Raw genomic sequence first — 17,235 nt, forward strand, 5'->3', positions numbered from 1 at the left:
AGGATCTTCTATCCTCTTTCCTGGCTCAGTACCCGGCGTTCAGCGTGGTCGAGCGAGCCCGGCCAGCTAGCCGAAGCTCCAAACGCCGGTGACCCAAGAAACACGGGAGCTGCTGAAACCGCTGGGCACCTGCATGTGGCCGAAGACTCCGAGGACTGGGGCGACGATGTCGATGCTCAGCCTGAAGTGACGCCAGCCCACGCGCGCTCGGATGATGCGTCCCAGTTCACCGACGCCATTCGCCAGCTCGAAGCCGCAGCTGAGCTCATCGAGCGTGTGCCGGAGATCGACCAGACGGGCCGCCAACGGATCATGGACGTCATTGGGCGGCTGAATGCGGTCATCTACAGGCGTCGCGAGGCCGCCTGACGCCGAGTGCACGCGCTGGTCGTGGCCAAAGCATCGCACGCGACCACCGTGGTCACCTGAACGCAAGACAGCAAGCTGGGGAAAGGACTGAGACATGCGCAGACTTCCCGGATCTAGTTGACCGGGAGCGGGGCAACGAACCCTTGCTCCCGGTTTCCTGCTTTACCAGACGTCTCGTGTACACCACTTCGGATCTTCGGGTCTACCCATAATCGCCGGACGTGCCGGTGCCCGGACGTTGCCAGGCACCCAGAGCCAGACGCCCAAGGCCAGGCTATCGGGATAGCGGTCTGTGGACTCGCCTTTGAATCTGGCTGAGTGGAGCCTGTCGTGACGCTTCACCGAAGAATCAGCGCAGGCAGGGCTAGCATCGATAGCGGCCTGAACGAAGGGAGAGACTCATACCTCGGTCCCCAAACACTTGACGGTCTGGCGCCCTATAGCTCCGGAAGAAGGAGTCTCCCGGATGTTATGGAAGATCGATCGGCGGAGGCAGTAACCCGGGGCGCGCTATGCTGGACGAGGAGCTGGACCGCCAACCATGCTGGGATTGCTGATTACCATCGCGGGGCTCCTCATTCTCACAGCCAAGGAGTACATCGCTGGACACACCCGCCTGGCTAGGTACGAGAGGATCTCTCTAGTTCTACTTGTTCTGGGGCTATGTGTCGGAGTCCTTGGCAGTGTACGCCAGTATATTGAGAATCGCACGCTCGAAGAGCGCGTTGCTCAGCTCTACGCTCGTAGTGTCGAGGAGCTGCGTGATCTGGCTGATCTTGCCTTTGATCTTGGTACTCTTGCATCGGCGTACTTCGGCATCGTAGAGGAAGAGATGCTAGAAAAGGAGGATCCACGTAACGTTCGACCTGTGATTCTAGCCGACCTCCGAAGCGGGATCGAGGAACGGCACCGTGTGTTCGGCATCACGTTCGAGCAGGATTCGGAGGAACGCCTTAGGGAGGCCTTCCGTGGACAGCCCCGTGACAGTGACTACTTTGAAGGCGTTGACCTGGTATATGGGTCGGGCTACTACCATTACCACGTCAGCATGGAGATCTGGGCCCAATCGCCCTCGACATCGCTGCATTACTGGTTTGACGTAGGATGGATGATTGGCTACATAGAGCACCTCATGGAGACTGGAGTATATCAGCTAGACAGGGACAACCTAAACGACCTGGGTCAGGCCCTGATGCGCCTAGGGGCTGAGATCGGCATTCCTCGCAAGTCGTTTGAGACCTGGCTGGATGAGTTAGGTCAACTGTCGGGACGTGACGTACAGATTCGTACGAACAGGCTTATGCATGACATCAGGCAATACAAGGAGACCGTATGGGATCTGAATCCTCGGTAAAGGCGCGGTGGCGCCCGACTGGAGCAAGGCTACGCGTTGCCCGTCAAGCCACAAGCAGGTCAGCGTAGCTCTATAGGAACGAGAGCGCCTGGGAGGAAGGGGGCTGCGAGGTGGCAGAGCTAACTCCCGACCAGCTGGAATTACTTCAAGGCCTAGCCGATGCCGTGCGACGGGTGCCGAAAGGGCAGCCGAAGGAGTTTCTTGCATCCTCCGACCAGGAAGGCTCCGAAGTCCTGGCACTAGCAGGGCACTACCGCCATCACGGGGTCTCGCCATCCGACCTTGAAGAGCTTGCGGATCAAGGGCTCGTGAGAATCACCGAGCGCAGGAGATACGGGGATCTGCTCTTCTCCGTGACCAATCGGGGGATGCAGGTCGCCGGCCTTGGAAGTCCGGCTGCCCTGGTTGAGAGACGGGTTCGGTTCGTTCAAGATCGGCTCCCTGAGCCATATCGCCTGGCACAGGACCTGATGGACCAGGCAGCTTCCAGGTTGAGCGATGCCCACGACGAGCATGACTACTCCGAGATCGGCCACAAGTGCCGGGAGGCGATGCAGGAGTTTGCCGAGCAGCTCTACCAGCAGGTTGTGCCGGCTTCGCAACAGCGGACGCTGCCCAAGGACAAGACGGTCGATCGAACCAGGGCGGTGTTGGAGACCTGGAAACCCGAGGCGGGAGACACCACGGTTGCTCTCCTCGATGCGCTCCTCGTCTACTGGGGCGCCGTCAGCGATCTCGGCCATAAGGTAGAGCACCGATCGCAGAAGGCGGGCCGCCCCCTAACGCTCCAGGATGCCGAGAGGGCGGTGCTGTACACGTACCTGGTCATGGCAGAACTGGCAGGCCTGGACCCCTCACTTGATGCTCCAGGATCCTAACTGAACATCTTTCCCTGCCCAATTCCGTTCTTCCCTGAGCCCGAATCCGCGCTGGTTACTTGCAGCGGGGGTCCGTTGAAGACTACCTGCTTCCCCCGGGTCTCGTACGAAGAAGGCTCGTCCTCAAGGACTCGTGCCAAGAACCCATCTAGCGACTCCCCACCTTCAGTAACAACCCACAATCGCTTTAGGAGATCAAGCGTATCGGAGTAGCGTCGGATACCGTTCCATCGAGATCTCTGCGGATACAGCGCATCAAGGATGGCGCTGGCCTCGACGAGTGCACGGAAACCCGAGGGCGGATTGCTGAACATACCATCGAACATCGCCCAGACATCAGGCTTCAATTCCTTCATGCCATTCTCAGGCACTCTGCCCTTACAGCTCGGCTCAGCTGCATGCAACCTCCCAAGCTGCTTTTCGAGCGTCTCTCGAAGCATATCGACACGCAGGTGCTGCACCCATGCCTTGACCCGCTCCATCAAGTGCTCAAGCGGCACTTGACGTGGGCGGTTATCGAACCCCACAATCTTGACTAGCCCAGACCCAAGGCTATGTAGCTCATCACGCTGCTTGGTCCCAAGACGAAAAGCGGACTCCAAGGCGTATTCCTCCGAGATCTCTATGCCCACCCAGGAACGCCCAAGGCTTCTTGCCACAGCGGGGGTCGTTCCACTCCCCGCAAAGGGATCCAAGACGACTTCACCCGGCCGGGAACAAGCCCGAATGATCCGCTCCGTGACCGACTCCGGGTAGATCGCTATGTGAGAGGTCACACGCCGGTGGCCACCAAAGGCCACTCGGTCCTCGATCCACACATTCCCGGGGTTCTTGCCCCAAAGGTTGTTCCTCTTGTCGTAGGACCTAGACTGCTCCCTAACAGCATCAACATCGAAGTACGGCGCCAACTTGCCGTTGCCTGGCTTGACCCACCAAAGGATGGTTTCGTGGTTGTTCTTAAACTTACGGGCAAACGACATGCCCCCGAAATAGTACCAAATGACCCGATCCCAAAGGCGGAAGCCAGCATCCCGGAAAAGCCTGTAGGTAAGCATGTCGATAGGCACGATCTCCCGGTCCTGGCCAGCGTCTTCGCTGTACCCTGTCTGGAAGAAGAACGACCCGTCGGGCTTCAACACCCGGTAGCATTCGTTCACTACACTCTCAAGAAAGGCTATGTATTCATCTAGCAGGCGATCGTCATCGACGGACTTGTAGGCCTTACCGATGTTATACGGCGGACTCGTATGTATCAGGTCCACCGAGTTGGCTGGAAAGGCCGGCAGGACGTCGAGACAATCACCATGAATCAAGCTGTCGAAATGAGCAACCTCGCCTTGGGCCAAGCGTTCCTTCGCTTGCGCCACAGTGACCAGAAAGGCTTTGCTGGCTGCCGAAACGATTTGCTCCGCCATGATGCGCCTCCTTGGCGGAAGGCCCTATTCGATCTTGTGCTCATCCAGAAAACGGGCGACTAGCGGCAAGGTCCTGCGGAAAGTTGAGCTTGCCCCACCACCTGTGGTCGTATACCCCCCCAGACTCTCCGGCAAGATGCGTCTCAGGACAGACAGGTCGAAGTCAGGCCCTTTGATGCCTGCGTGAGCATCCAGGAACTCTATCCACTTCTCCTCGACCTCACGACTCACTCGGGGGACATGATTCACAGCAGTCTGGACAAGCCCAGGTCGTAATGAAGCGTAAGCCGGATGCAGCAAGAAGAGCACCGAGCCGTAATAGCTTTGTTTTACATGGCCTTGAAGGTTGCTGTGCCCCCTGTGCCTTGCGATTAATTCTCCCGCACTGCTCTCATTCCTTCTCTCCAGGAACACGATGAAATCCTCAAGGCGGGGCGCCCGTTCATGATCTATTTCGGGCTTCCTCGGCACAAGAAGGTCATCAGCGAGGTCAATAGCAGCCTGGAGCTCGCCTTGCGCCTCTTCAGGCACGAGTTGTCGATGCTCTGGGTATTTCTCTATCACGTCCTTTGTTGCGTCAACGAACGAACGGAAATCATCCACCGAAACCTCTTGGAGACGTGGGCGCATGATATCCACTAGGTGCGCCAGAGCCTCGGCTTCCTCGCCATCCATTTCCGCCATTGCCTCAACGTTTGTAAAGAAGGCCGCCAGGGTCAGGTTGGCGGAGCCCACGTACCCCCACTTTCTATCCACCAGGTAGATCTTAGCGTGCAACGCTCTGTGCATCCGAAGCGTTACACGCCCGGCTCCTAGGCAATCTACTAGTTTCACAAGGGCAGCGGGATCGGAGACACCTGCAACAAAGTCGTTCGGGTTGAGCCGAGTCCAGAATTCGAGCCGACCATTTGCCGCAGGGACTACCCACGCTAGGGACTCCGCACTATAGAACGGCGCCGACACCAAGACTTCCTCGCCAGATCGGCATTGTTGGCGGAGGAGTTCCTGCTTGGGGTAGGCAAATCTCACCATGACTCCACACCCTCCTTTCCCTGCCTGGACCCATACCACCAACCAATTGTCGCCCAAGAGGCAGATTCCTCTGCGTCGTGGAAGGGATTGGCATCACTCCTGCTGAACGTAGAGGGCGCACTCGCTCCTCCGGGGGATGCGGCATTGAAGTACCTCCTATTGGACACCAACGTCTTCGTGGCCTGCACCAGGATGCGCATTGGCCATCACGATGCTGGGCTGCTGGGCCGGCTCCGGCAGGCTCTCGAAGCAGGGGCTGCCCGCCTGCTGCTCCCGGAGATTGTGGTAAGGGAGTACTGGCGGGAAGAAGCACAGACCTTCCAGGACGCACGGCGTGACAAAAACGACGTACTGAAGGCGATCGGGGACCTCTACTCCCGACGCAAGCCTCCCCAGGCCCTCATCGAGCTGATCGAGAACGAGATGACGGCTCTGGAGCAAAACCGCAAAGCCGCCCACGAGGTCATCAGCGAGATCTTCCAGGCGCCTTATACCGTGAAGGTCCCCCTGACGCCCGCGATCGTATTTGCTGCCTTCCAGCGGACTGCGGATGGGCGAAGGCCCGCCAACCCAGACGTGAACTACCTGCTTGATGCCGACGCCGTGATCGTCGAGAGCGTTGCGGCCTATCACAGGGATCACGGAGACCTTGAGCTAGTCTTGTGCACAGAGGACGCTGATTACTTTGAAGGCGACGCCCTGCATCCAGAAATCGCCCAGGACCTGGCCCCGGGGACACGCATCTACAACAGCTTGGCGGACGTAGTCAGGCAGGAGCTAGACACCACGGTGTCCCGGGAGCAGGAGGAGGCTTACCTTAAGGGCTCTCTACGTGTGTCCTATGCCGTCGGCCAGCCTTCCCTGCTCACGGACATGTTCACAGCACTCGCCCGCATGCGCCAGGCTCAGGAGCAACTCAGCAAGCAAATCGTAGGCGCCCAGGGGATGAGGCTCGATGCGCTCGGCAGCACCGCCCGGTCCATTGGCAAGGCGCTCGAGGGGTATAACAGCATGGTGCGCCTCCTTGGACAGCGGCTGGCCGAGTACCATCAGACCGCCCGGATGGTCGGGGCGGGAGTGGTCAGGGCCGCCGAGATCGCTCGCACCGCGACAGATCACATGGGTCCCGCCTTACAGGGGATAGTGTCAGCCCAAGACTTTGTGGCACCTTTCCTGAGGACCGCGGCGGAGATTCAGCGGATCACTTCGTCGGTGGAGAGGCTTAAACCTCCGGAGGAATGGCTCGAGGAGGAAGCTGCGGAACCAGAGCCACCCAGGTACCGCCCGCCCTTTCACCCGCAAGAGGTCGAGGAGATGGGTTTCGAAGGCTTTGTGAAGGTTCGCCGGTTCCAGCGATTTGACCACATCCCCCCGGGGCCAGGGGCATACGTCGTGCTAAGAGAGTCGGCCTTTCCACCTGAATTCCTCCCGACAAGCCCCGCTGGACGGCCCAACGGAAAGGACCCCACCCTTCCGGTCGAGCGGCTTGAGAAGCTGTGGGTCGAGGGGACGTACTTGCTATACATCGGAGAAAGCAAGAACCTTCCAGGGCGGGTCAAGAACCTCGTCCGCTTCGCTCAGGGGCGGCCGGCGCCTCACTGGAAGGGGAGAGCGGTCTGGCAGCTCAAGGATCACGCCGACCTGCTGGTAGCGTGGATGCACGATGAAGTCTACCATACAGTGCCGTACCGGGATGTTCTTCAAGCTTTCCGGGAAGCGTACGGCCAGCTGCCGTTCGGGAACCAGCGCGTGGACTAGGATCCGCCGGAAATGCCCTTCTTATGGGTGAAAAGAGTTGTCACAGAGGGTGTGACAACCTTGACAGGCTTGTGGTCATGTGCCCTAACTGCTGTAAAATGTGAGGACCTGGTCCTCACGCAGCGTGCGTCGTTTTCTCAACGGATTCCTCGCTTCGTGGCCCTCTGCAGCGTTGCGAAGACCAGCTTGAGGGCGCTATGCTCGGTCCAGAACCGGGGGAGCACCTTCGTGCGTCGTCGCTGCTCCTCGAAGCTCCGCTCGATCAGGTTCGTAGTGCGCACGTACTTCCGGTGGGCCTGGGGCACTTTCAGGTGATCAAGACTGGCCTCCAGATCGTCGGTGAAGGTACGTACCGCGGAAGGGTAGGCGCGCTCGAACCGTTCCACAAAGCGAGGAGCGGCCTCCCTGCCGTCCGCATGGGTGGGACTCCCGCACCGCGACCAGGTGGGCCTTCACCTCGGGGCGCATCTCCTCCGGCACCTTGTCGAGGACGTTCGAGCCTTGTGGGCCCAGCAACGTACCCGCAGGCTCTTGGGCCCCATGTCTTCCACGGCGCGGATCAGCCCCGGAGCCCCCTCCGTGGTCGCCGTGAGTGGGGTCTGCAGACCCCGGCTCACCATGTCCCGGAGGAACTCGAGCCGGTTCGCGTAGCTCTCCTTGTTGCCCAGTGCGAGGTGCAGCAACACCCGCCGGCCGGTGATCCCCCAGGCGCAGAGGATGCCCTCTCGGGTGGTCCCTGTTCGACGCAGCGGCTCAAAGACGGCATCCAGGAAGAGGTAGACCAGATCATACTCAGCCAGGCTGCGGCCTCGGAAAGCCTCGTACTCCTCCCAGAGCGTCTCGGTGATCTCGTTCACCTCGGTCCGGGTGATCAGGCGACGGCCGTCGTCGTCCGTGAAAAGGACAGGAACTGAGTCCCGGCGACTCTATGCCTTCCTACTTGGTCGCTACATTGGTGAGGTTACTCGCGGACGCATGGCCCCTCCTGGACGGCGAAGGTGAAGGAGGCATGGAGGCGCAGGAGCTCCTGGGTCGCATCGAGCAAGTGACCTGGTCCCCACCCGTGCTGACGTTCTTAATCGAACGGCATGGCGTCATGGTGTGGGTCGACCTGTGCCGAATTCCAGTTCGGGATGCTGGACCTCGAGTGACTGCGGGCAGTCGTCTCCCGCACGGGTCGGAGACACGTTTACCCAATGGCACAGAGGGTGGGCGTCAAACGCTTGGCAGAAGACGTGGCGCGTGCGATTCGGGAGGGTCGTCGTTGTGACCCGCGGCTCACGTGGGGGGGCCGGAGCGCGTCGGCGTGATCGCCACGGAGGTCCTCCCCGCATCGTATCACGCGACCATGGCGGGGCAACGCAGGCGGCTGTGGAGGGCACTCGAGGAGATACTGGGGCCCTAAGGTTGGCGCCGCCAATCTGCCGGTCTATTTGTGCGGGGAGCATGCCGACGGCCCTGAGGCCCCCGGCGTCCTAGACTCGTGGAGGTAGCCTGCCTGGTTCGGTGCCCGATCGCGTCCGTACCGCTCATCCGGCCGCGGAGGCCGACGTTGTCCTGGGGCGCGTTGAAGCGCACTCCTAGCCGCCTTCTGGCTCTGCACCCGGCAAACCGTTCCTTATGAAGGGATAGCAATTCCTGCCATCAGCCGGTCCGGGGGCCGTGGGACACATTTCCGGGGGTACCCAGTCTGCTTCGGTTCCTTCGGCCGTTCATTTCACGCCCCACCCTCCTCTGGTATTCGGTTGCGCTGGGAAATGTAGAGCGCTGGCTTGGCCCCGCGACCAGCGTATGCCCAAGAGCAGGTACGAGAGACAGAAACTGGCACTTGATCCCGAAGGTCCCACCCGGGAACGGTCCTGCTCGCGCCTTCCATGCCGATGCCGTGCCGTGGAAAGGAGCTGTGGTAGGCCATTTCGCGTGCGTGGCACCGCCTCACGGCTACGCCGTGTGCGCGGCAACTGGGAAACCAGTACCAGTCGCAAGCCGGTTCGTCTATATCCTAATACCGTGGTACCCAAGCAACTGTGTGATCTTGCTTCGACCGATGCGCCGATCACCCTCGCTCAACTTGCAGGGTGCGATCGCCCCATGCGCGGTCATGAGAAGCTGTGAAGCGAGGTTTTGCTGCACCGCTGGTGGGGCGCCACGAACCGGCTCTGCCCTCGGGGCTCGCCCGCTCAAAGTTGTTCCCAACCGGAACCAGCACGCGCAGATGATGAGGCGTGACATCACCTCCCGCACGAGGCACGACTACCGCCTCGCGAGCCAGTAGAAGGAATGCCGCACTCGCTATGGACGTTCCTCCACATGCGTGCTACTCTGGCATTACGAAGCCGTGATGTGTGGGAGGCGCCGGAACCATGGATCTGCGCTGCCCGAAGTGCAATGCCCTGATCGCTGAACGGGTGCCGCTAGATGACAAGGGCAACGTTGCCGTCGACCGAGAGCTGAGAATGGAGCTGGAGGAACCCGGCTCGGACACCTACCACATCCTCTGCCCCAACGAGGGCTGCGATGGCTACCTGCGCGCCGTGTCGACAACTACGAGGGCCGGGAACCCAGGCCTGCGGATCCTTCACGACGCCTGACGAACGGAGAATGCTCTGTCCTTCGACGCTCAGACTGCCCCCTTACGAGGACGCCTGGCGGTGATCCCTGAGCCAGGAGGGGTGGCAATGTCCAAGGAAGGGTTCTCGTTGCCTAGCGATACCGACCGGTTCTTCGTGGGCGAGGATCGCTCCAGAAACGCCGTGATTAGGCGCCAGCCGTTCAAGATGCACACATACATCGAAGCCTACAAGGACGCCGCTGACACGCTGGTAGCGTCCACCCGCGGGGATTGGAGCCGGATGGACCTCCTCGTCTTCCCCATCGCCTACTGTTACCGACAGCACTTCGAGCTGCAGCTCAAGGCTGCCCTGAAGGCAGCGCGCCGCGTTCTCGGGCCCCGTCGTCCAACGGAGCCAACCCATAACCTCGCCGCCCTGTGGCGCTCCCTGCGGTCGATCATCGAGGAGTTGGACGCCGGAGACCGGAAAGACCTCGACACGGTAACCAGGCTCATCGGGGAGCTGAACGAGGTAGATCCCAACTCCGAAGCGTTCCGGTACCCTACCTCCAAGAGCGGGGCTCCTTGGTTCCCTGACTCGCGCGTAATTGACCTGGAAAACCTTCGGGCCGTCGCCGACAAGCTGAGCTGCTTCCTCTGGGCGGTGTGACCAGATCGACGATCTCGCATCGTATCGGGACCCGTAGGAGGCGAGACCACGGCTATGACAGCCCTGCTGAACGTCCTTCGACCGGTTCTCGAACTCGCCGCGCTGGTGCTGGGCGTCGTGAACGGGACGTACATTCTCCGGCACTACCGCCGCGATCGCCCTAGGATCGAGGTCTCCTTCATCCATCCCGACGTCTACCAGTGGTGGTTCAGGCTCCCCCCTAGAGAGGACCAAGGGCACCCCGCCTGGCGCTTCGGGTTCCTGCTCTATATCGGAATCAGCAACAACGGGTTGGGAGCGGACACTCCGACATCCTGGCACCTGCACGTGCCCCAGAGGACTCGCCGTCGCGCCGAGCTGAAGCCCATCAACGTTTCGATGCCGACCTTCCAGCTTCCCACAGGTGATGGCAAGGTGTTCCCCGTCCTCGGGCAGGTCGACCCGATCTACCGCGGGGACCTGTGCGTCGAGCCCGGGAGATCCATCAGCGGGATGGCCTACTACCACCTAGGGGTGTGGGGAGATGCCGCGTGGGACCCGGTCATTCGGGACGGCAGGATTCACGCGGAGCTTGCCGTTGGGACCGTCCTGGGCCAGCGCGTGAGGGCGCCGGTTACCCTCACCGAGGTGCCCCTGGCAAAGGTCAAGGAGATGATCCCTGAGATCGAGAAGCTGCCGTGAGCGCTTCCTCGTCCGGCGGAGCGTCTTGTGGCTGATCCCCTCGGCCTTGGCGTTGTCGAGCTGCACCTGTGCCCCCCCATTCGTGGTCAGTTGGGCTTGCCCTCCCTAATTCTAGCAGACCGCGGGCAGGGCGACAGGGGTACGAACAGCAGGACACTCCCTCGACACCGCGAATGTACTAGCGGAGGTGAGTTCTGCATGGCATTCCCATTCGGACGCCGTCGGAAGCACCCTCCCGAGACGGCTACGGTTCTTCGAGGCGGCAAGCCACAAGCTGCTGGCGAGGCGTGGCACGCGTCACAGTCTGGCGATCTCAGCCGCATGCTGCGCGCGCTGGACAAGCCCACGAATCCCATTGACCGTCACTTCTTGCTCTTGAAGATAGTCGAGGCAACCTACAAGGAGAGGCAGAACCCCCCCATGCGGGACCTGTGCAAGCGCGTGGCCCAGATGCACGTGGATGAGTTCCCGCGGATCGCTGCACCGTTGAAGAAGGACCTTGGAACGATGCCGCGCGTGCCCACCTTCGTGTGGCTGGCCAGCCTCCTGGCCGAGGACGGTGAGTACGACGCGGCGATCAAGGTGTGCCAGCTGGCTCAGCGTTATGGCCTTCGGGATGGGACCAAAGGCAGCTTTGAGGCTCGTATTGGCGGCATCAGGAAAGCCAAGCAGCGCGCTCAGCAGGAAAGGTAGGCGACTTACTGCAGGCGACCGCGGCCCGCCACGCAGCTGCTTACCTCGCCGCTGCCTTCTGCATGACCTGAGTCGACCACTTCCGCACGAGCGCGCGCAGTACTTTGCTCTTGGAGCCGTTCCGCGCCCCGAACTTCGCCTCCATGGCCCGGTCGAAGAGGTTCAGCAGCTCCGGCTCGCACCGCGCGAACAGGGCGGTGCTCTTCCGCTCCTCCAACGGCTTGCGCCGGTTCTCCATGCTGTCGCCACCTCCTCAGTCGATGTTTACCACGTACTCCTCGCCTAGGGCCTCGACAGCCTCGGCTAGCACATCCTCCGGCACGGCCGCTCTTGCAGCCAGATCGTCCAGCGTCTCATACACGTCGTAGAAGTTCCCATCGCTAGCCTCGATGAAATGCACCAGCTTGCCACCTGAGGTCAGGAAGACGTCGTGAATGGTTGTGGCCTCCTGGCCTTCCGCCAGCAACGCCCCAACGAAACGAACTTTCCGCTTTGACCCAGTAACGACCCCGCCGGAGATGATCGTGGTCTCAAGGACGTATTCTCTCATCCGGTCCTTAACCTCCTGCCGCGCGGCCTGCTTCCTCTCCTGCTCGTCTACGTACCTGCGCAGGGCCTCCGTCACGAGGCCTGACAGGCTATCGTCGCCACCCGCCAGCGCCTTGGCACGTTCCCACAGCTGCCCATCCCCGTCCCGGACGTAAAGGGTTACCTTCTTTGGCATCGTGAACCACCTCAAGTGACAGTATACGGCGCCGTATACGTAGTGTCAAGGGGGCAGCGTCACTTTTCGGCCGCACAGCCTCAGGCCCCATGAGGGGTGTTGGTCGCGCCGACCCCCTTCGGCGGGCAGGGGCTGGAGACCCGGAAATGCCCATGGGATGGACTGTATCACCTGTATCACCCCTGTGACACCACGGGTGATACGCCTCAAAGTCCGTGGCAGAGCCACTCTAGAGCACCTGTATCACCGTATCACCTTTCGTCACTAGCTCTTTCTTTGGGGGGCATATACCTCTTCCCGCGTGGATGTATGTCTCCCGAGAAGTTGGACCCTGCCGACGAAAAAGGTGATACGGTGATACGGGGCGTGCAAATGCGGTCCTGATGGGCTTTCCCGCGTATCACCCTGGGTGATACGGGGGGTGATACGGGGGCATAAAGAACGGGCGGTTGCCCGCCCGTCGTCTGGTTACCGGCCCTCAGGTATCACTCGCCGTGCTCATCGCCGAGCAGGTCGGCTTGACGGAAGACGATGCAGCGCGGGGACCCTAGGCTCTCGCCGTCGCGGCGCCTCAGGCGCACGGTCCGTGACGTCCTGCCGCTTGCGTCTGTGACGATCATCCCGGCTTCGTTCCACGCCCTCCTGAGTGTGTCCAGGGACATGCCCCGGCTCTCGAGGAACCTGGCAAGCGCCTCGGGAAAAACGGCGATGCACTCCACACCGTCCACCACGGCCTTGCCGCCAACGTACTCGCTGGGGATCCGGTAGGTGACCCTGTCGTGGTAGCCCTCGCTGGCTACGGGCTCGAATCCAGCCACCTGCGCCTGGTGGGCTGCGACGTACTCCCTCACGATGTCGAGCCCCTGGTCCCGGACGTTATCGGCAGCGGGGATGCCCTCGACGATATCGCGCCAGGCCATGAGCGTGCAGGTCCGGGCGAGGTCCCTGGCGTCCTCGACCGCGCAAGCCTCGAGCATTGCCACGAGCCCGAGCCACCCGACGGCCACCCGCTTGGCGAGGCGAGCTGCCCTGCCCGCCTGCTCAGCGCCTACCCTCGCCATCGTGGTGAGCACCGCGCACATCGTGTCGTAGCGCTTCACCATCTCGTCCGGGCGCCGGACCACCAGGTCGTAGATTACTGGCTTCGTCCGGTCGCCCATGTGCCCGTAATGCTGATGGACGATCTCCCGCAGCCGGTCGTTCTCCCTCGCGGCCTCCAGGGTCTTCTCCGTCCCGAGCGGCGGCTTGATCGTGAGCACCCGGTCTCTGACCCCCTCGGTCGTTCGAGCGTAGTCCAGAATGGACCTCTCCGCAGCGACGAATGCGATGACGTTGTACTCGGATGTGATCCTCATTGTTGCGTCCCGGTTCAGTCGCCCCCGGCCCCTGCCGAGGGCCAGGGCGTGGATGAAGGCCGTCAGCTCAGCGGCTGACCGCTCATCGATGCGGGCCGTGCTCTTTGTGCCCTGCAGTTCTTCCAGGAACAGCGGGAGGTCATGCAGGAAAGCCATCTGGCTCTCCAGGTAGTTAAGCGTCCCGTTCCACGACCTGATGAGCCGCCCGACGGTGGGGTCGCCCCAGATCGACGCGACGGCCTCCATCGCCGTACTCTTGCCGATCCCCGCCCGCTCGTGTGGGTGCTCGACCACCCAGCCATGGATATCAAGCTTGCCCCGCTGCAGTAGAGGCATGATGAACCAGGTCCCCGCAGCGCTCCCGGCCTCCCACCCCAGCCGGGGCCACTTGTGGAATGCCTCCACCAGCGCATCACGCTGCACCTCGTAGCTCCCCCGGGGCATGAAGGAATCCCTGATAGCCCGCTCTTCGGCCGTCAGGTTCTCGGACCAAACCACCGTTTCTCCCATCTACTTGTCTCCCCCGCAATCTCATGTGTGGTCATCATGTTGCCCGGGGCCCACCCCATGCGTCCGGCTACCCGCTGCCTTGGCAGCTCCATCCGGTCCCTCAGGGCAGCAAGGTACCCCACGACCACCTTGGCGTTGAGGGAGTCCACGGGGAACCCCATGTCCGCCAGGGCCCGAATCTTCGTGTGGTCGAAGAGCACCGACCCCGGCACGTCTCTCTGGACCCACCGGCCCCGGTCGAGCCAGGCGAGGCGGTAGCTCACCCCGTCATCATCCAGCCGCTCGTTCACCTGCACGAGTTGCACCACCGTGGCAATCACGGGGACGTGGCCATCTTCGGTCTCCCGGATCACCGTCTCGTTGGTGACGATGTACGAGCCCACCCGGAGGGGCTGGTTCGGCACGGGGGCGCCGGGACAGTGCTGCCCAACCGTGTCGTCCCGGTCACCTGCCCCAACGACGTGCAGGCTAGCCCGGCGCCTCTGGGCCTCCAGCTCCCGCCGGGCCTTACCCACCTCGGCATCGAGGTCCCGGAGGTTCACCTTGCCCCGGAGGTTCCCGCGGGTCCGCTGCCATTCGGCGGGGTCCTCCTGCGCCAGCAGCGCCAGCGCCCCCAACGTGTCGGGCTCGAAGGCCGCTCCTGGGTCAGTCTTGGCGCGCTCGGCCAGAGAGAGCGCGACCTTCCTGGCCCCCTCGACGCCGTCGTCTGCCCCGCTCAGGGCCTTGCCGATGGTCATCTCTCCGTAGGTGTGCTCCCCATGCCTCTCATCCCATTTTGGCCGCATCAACCCCGAATGGCGGAACAAACGATCGATGCGCTCGGGATCGTCGTCGGTCCAGTAGGCCAGGATCGAGCAGAGAGCGAGGTCGGCCTCGGAATGGCTACCCCAGTCCTCCCCCTCCCAGCCACCCTCCCAAAGCGTCCTGAACTTCTCGCCGTTCTTCACCGTGGCCGCTCGCTCGATGAGGCGGCGGTCGTCCTCGGTGAGGGGCTCATCGGAGTGGGCAGTCACGTCGACGGCCGGGGGGGACTCGGCCCCCAGGTACTCGTCCCGGAGCCACGTCAGGTCCCGGTCGACGATCTCAGCAGGCGCCAGATCGAGGCGGTGCCCGGTGACGACAAAGAATCGCTTGGTCTCGTACGCCTCAAGCCCCAGGCTGGAGTCCTTGTTCCTGCCCTCGGGCAGCTTGCCGCGAACGTAAACGCGGAGGCCCTCGCCCGACGGGGTAATCTCCGTGTAGCTGTTGAGGCGTTCAACGATGTCCTGGGCGAGCGGGGAGAGGATCAGCTCGCCCCCGGGGCTCTGCTCCAGGCAGTGGTCGATATCGATCCCGACGTAAGGGTCGCCATCCGTGACGACGAAGCCGATGCCGTCCCACTCGCCGGACTCATACCCCTCCAAAACCCGATCAAAGGTAGTCCAGGTGGACGGGGAATCCGATTTCGCCTTCGACCCGGATAGCTGATACGGGACCTTGGTCCACTTGCCACTCTCAATCAAACCGTAACGCCAAAGTACCCATTGCGGCCGCTCCTGCAGCTCCTGGGGGATCCCCTCGGCACGCACCGGGAGCGGGGTTGGCCTGGTAAGTTCCGCTGCCATGATCGACTCTCCTCATGTCCCGACCGATAGAGGTCGCATGGGAATCGCTCCTTTCGCTTGGTTGGGTCGAATGTGAATTGCACCCGGTCTCCCGGGCCGCCGCCCTCGCCCAGCTGGGCAGCGTCGTGGTCCTGCTCTTGACCCGGCGGGCCACCGTGGTTGCATCGTCTGCACCAGATGTGGTATACTCTTTATAGAGGGGTGACGACATCTGGTGGTGCTCCTCAACGGCGGGGTTCCTCGCCTAGCTCCTCCCCGCTGTGACAATGGCAGCCCAGTGCCCTAGAAACTGGGACACACCCATCGCCCCCGGGCCAGTCACCCGGGGGTCTTGCTTTGCAGCTACCGTCGCCTCCGCAGCCGCCGGGGGGTACTGACATTGACAGTACCTCTTTCGGCAGCCTCAAGGGGGTCGGCATTGCCGACTCCCCTCGTGGCCGGGCCCTCCTCGTCGAACCCCCGGAAGACCCGCAGCTCTTTCGCTGCCTCCTTGAGGCCGTCGAGGCTCCCGTAGCGGCTGCGGATAGCGAGATCGAGCGCGGCTCTGAGGGCGTGGACGACGGAGATGTTCTCGACCCGGGCCACGAGGCGGATAAGATCGGCCGTGGGCCGGTCGGCTCCTACAGACGACCAGCGGTCAGCCATCGAGGGCCTCCTCCATCTCGCCCCACGCGGGCTCCGCCTGCAACTCGTCCTGGGGCAGCGGCTCACCCGTGTCTGGGTCGAGCCCGTGGGCCCGGCAATAGGCCCGCCAGGGGCTGGACCCGTCAGTTTTGGTGACGGGTCGCACCCAGGGGCCGGGGCCGAAAAGGGCCGTCATGAACCACCTGAAGGCTTCGTACCCCGTGGTCACTGCGCCTCGCCAGCCGATTTGAATTCGACTCCAGGAACGATTCCAAAGCGGGCCAGCTGGCCGTCGACGAGACGGTCGATCCAGGCCTTGGGGAATCGGTAGGTCGGCCTCTTGCCGCCTGGCCGGATGTTGACACATGCGATCTCGCCACGGCGGATCATTTGGCTGAGCACGGCCTTGCTTATGCTGAGACGTTCACAGACGTAGTTTGCGTTGACCAATTCCTGCATGATTAACACCCCTCTCTGCCTTTACTATACCACGAAAATCCCGTCGTGGTGCGGCATAGCTTGTCCGACCACAATTCGTCGGCAAGCTTGTAAACCAGTTTGCAGAGCCTGTTCTGGGTGTTTTGCCAAGATGCGGCATTGGAAGGGGGCTAAAAAAGTTTAGGCCCCGGTTGCCCGGGGCCCGCGCGTTGCGCAATTGCTACGGTCGCTTCCGCGACCCGATCGACAAGATTTCGTCCAGCGATGCAGCCGGTGCGTGGTCCGCGCACCACTCGCCGTGCCACTCCTCCATCAGGTCGTGCAGTTCGTGGATGGCTCTGATTCCGGTCCCGCCTTCGTCCTTGCCTGAGAGGGCTCGCTCCGCCAGTTCCCGCTCGACGTCGGTCATTTCCCGCTCGAGGACGACCGGCTCCTCCATGAGCGGCAGGTCCAGCCGCTCGCCCGCGTAGACGGTCATCGTCACCTTGCCCGTGTCCAGGTCCGCTTCGTAGGCGAAGTAGGGGACGAGTTCTCCCGCAATCCGCCGATGCACCTGTGACTCACCTCCTCTCGCCCGGA

18 protein-coding genes and 1 pseudogene are annotated in these 17,235 nt (G+C 62.3%); 8 read left to right on the forward strand and 11 right to left on the reverse strand.

The features are described from left to right. The first annotated feature begins 135 nt into the window (after positions 1 to 135). From LIP_RS16800 to LIP_RS16810, 3 genes are all read left to right on the forward strand, one after another. On the forward strand, positions 136 to 369 hold the full coding sequence (locus LIP_RS16800; RefSeq protein ID WP_068140990.1) for a hypothetical protein: 234 nt from the start codon (positions 136 to 138) through the stop codon (positions 367 to 369). 541 nt (positions 370 to 910) lie between these two features. Then, the gene (locus LIP_RS18705; protein ID WP_144440567.1) at positions 911 to 1,723 is read left to right on the forward strand and encodes a hypothetical protein; all 813 of its coding nucleotides are present in this window, start codon (positions 911 to 913) and stop codon (positions 1,721 to 1,723) included. 110 nt (positions 1,724 to 1,833) lie between these two features. After that, complete coding sequence (locus LIP_RS16810; RefSeq protein WP_068140997.1) at positions 1,834 to 2,601, forward strand: hypothetical protein; 768 nt, start codon at positions 1,834 to 1,836, stop codon at positions 2,599 to 2,601. Here the strand turns inward: LIP_RS16810 and LIP_RS16815 are convergent. Then, the gene (locus tag LIP_RS16815) at positions 2,598 to 4,016 is read right to left on the reverse strand and encodes a DNA-methyltransferase (protein ID WP_068140999.1); all 1,419 of its coding nucleotides are present in this window, start codon (positions 4,014 to 4,016) and stop codon (positions 2,598 to 2,600) included. The two genes, LIP_RS16810 and LIP_RS16815, sit on opposite strands and share 4 nt — an antisense overlap. A 24-nt stretch (positions 4,017 to 4,040) precedes the next feature. Next, positions 4,041 to 5,048 carry a phospholipase D family protein gene (locus LIP_RS18220; RefSeq protein ID WP_082726498.1) on the reverse strand — a complete coding sequence of 336 codons (1,008 nt, stop codon included), beginning with the start codon at positions 5,046 to 5,048 and terminating at the stop codon, positions 4,041 to 4,043. 144 nt (positions 5,049 to 5,192) lie between these two features. Here LIP_RS18220 and LIP_RS16825 point away from each other — a divergent pair, with 144 nt between their 5' ends. Then, complete coding sequence (locus LIP_RS16825) at positions 5,193 to 6,806, forward strand: PIN domain-containing protein (protein ID WP_068141005.1); 1,614 nt, start codon at positions 5,193 to 5,195, stop codon at positions 6,804 to 6,806. 137 nt (positions 6,807 to 6,943) lie between these two features. Here the strand turns inward: LIP_RS16825 and LIP_RS19870 are convergent. Next, positions 6,944 to 7,663 (reverse strand): annotated as a pseudogene (locus LIP_RS19870) (IS256 family transposase). A gap of 1,506 nt (positions 7,664 to 9,169) precedes the next feature. Between LIP_RS19870 and LIP_RS16840 the strand changes: the two are divergent. The 4 genes from LIP_RS16840 to LIP_RS16855 all read left to right on the forward strand — a co-directional run bounded on the left by LIP_RS16840 (position 9,170) and on the right by LIP_RS16855 (position 11,401). Continuing rightward, positions 9,170 to 9,397 carry a hypothetical protein gene (locus tag LIP_RS16840; protein WP_068141012.1) on the forward strand — a complete coding sequence of 76 codons (228 nt, stop codon included), beginning with the start codon at positions 9,170 to 9,172 and terminating at the stop codon, positions 9,395 to 9,397. A gap of 87 nt (positions 9,398 to 9,484) precedes the next feature. Next, entirely contained in the window at positions 9,485 to 10,027 is a 543-nt protein-coding gene (locus LIP_RS16845) for a hypothetical protein (RefSeq protein ID WP_068141015.1), read from the forward strand. A gap of 54 nt (positions 10,028 to 10,081) precedes the next feature. After that, entirely contained in the window at positions 10,082 to 10,708 is a 627-nt protein-coding gene (locus LIP_RS16850; RefSeq protein WP_068141017.1) for a hypothetical protein, read from the forward strand. Positions 10,709 to 11,029: 321 nt separating this feature from the next. Further along, the gene (locus tag LIP_RS16855; RefSeq protein ID WP_068141019.1) at positions 11,030 to 11,401 is read left to right on the forward strand and encodes a hypothetical protein; all 372 of its coding nucleotides are present in this window, start codon (positions 11,030 to 11,032) and stop codon (positions 11,399 to 11,401) included. A gap of 40 nt (positions 11,402 to 11,441) precedes the next feature. On the opposite strand, the gene LIP_RS16860 is transcribed toward LIP_RS16855, so the two are convergent. The 8 genes from LIP_RS16860 to LIP_RS16895 all read right to left on the reverse strand — a co-directional run bounded on the left by LIP_RS16860 (position 11,442) and on the right by LIP_RS16895 (position 17,209). Continuing rightward, on the reverse strand, positions 11,442 to 11,639 hold the full coding sequence (locus LIP_RS16860; RefSeq protein ID WP_068141021.1) for a hypothetical protein: 198 nt from the start codon (positions 11,637 to 11,639) through the stop codon (positions 11,442 to 11,444). 15 nt (positions 11,640 to 11,654) lie between these two features. After that, positions 11,655 to 12,125 carry a hypothetical protein gene (locus LIP_RS16865; RefSeq protein ID WP_068141025.1) on the reverse strand — a complete coding sequence of 157 codons (471 nt, stop codon included), beginning with the start codon at positions 12,123 to 12,125 and terminating at the stop codon, positions 11,655 to 11,657. A 485-nt stretch (positions 12,126 to 12,610) separates the two neighbouring features. Further along, a complete protein-coding gene (locus LIP_RS16870) occupies positions 12,611 to 13,990 on the reverse strand; it encodes a DUF927 domain-containing protein (protein ID WP_082726500.1) in 1,380 nt (459 codons plus the stop codon). Further along, positions 13,957 to 15,594 carry a phage NrS-1 polymerase family protein gene (locus LIP_RS20190; protein WP_068141027.1) on the reverse strand — a complete coding sequence of 546 codons (1,638 nt, stop codon included), beginning with the start codon at positions 15,592 to 15,594 and terminating at the stop codon, positions 13,957 to 13,959. The genes LIP_RS16870 and LIP_RS20190 overlap by 34 nt, the downstream gene beginning before the upstream one ends. 342 nt (positions 15,595 to 15,936) lie before the next feature. Further along, positions 15,937 to 16,239, reverse strand: a complete 303-nt coding sequence (locus tag LIP_RS16880; RefSeq protein WP_068141029.1) for a hypothetical protein — start codon at positions 16,237 to 16,239, stop codon at positions 15,937 to 15,939. Further along, a complete protein-coding gene (locus tag LIP_RS16885) occupies positions 16,232 to 16,447 on the reverse strand; it encodes a hypothetical protein (RefSeq protein WP_068141032.1) in 216 nt (71 codons plus the stop codon). Before LIP_RS16885 ends, LIP_RS16880 begins: the two co-directional genes overlap by 8 nt. Next, positions 16,444 to 16,677 (reverse strand): helix-turn-helix domain-containing protein, encoded by a 234-nt coding sequence (locus LIP_RS16890; protein ID WP_068141036.1) that lies wholly within the window; start codon positions 16,675 to 16,677, stop codon positions 16,444 to 16,446. The genes LIP_RS16885 and LIP_RS16890 overlap by 4 nt, the downstream gene beginning before the upstream one ends. 199 nt (positions 16,678 to 16,876) lie before the next feature. Then, positions 16,877 to 17,209, reverse strand: a complete 333-nt coding sequence (locus tag LIP_RS16895; protein ID WP_068141038.1) for a hypothetical protein — start codon at positions 17,207 to 17,209, stop codon at positions 16,877 to 16,879. Positions 17,210 to 17,235 lie beyond the last annotated feature (26 nt).

Origin of the sequence: Limnochorda pilosa, from assembly GCF_001544015.1 — a bacterium.
Taxonomy (GTDB): Bacteria; Bacillota; Limnochordia; order Limnochordales; family Limnochordaceae; genus Limnochorda; species Limnochorda pilosa.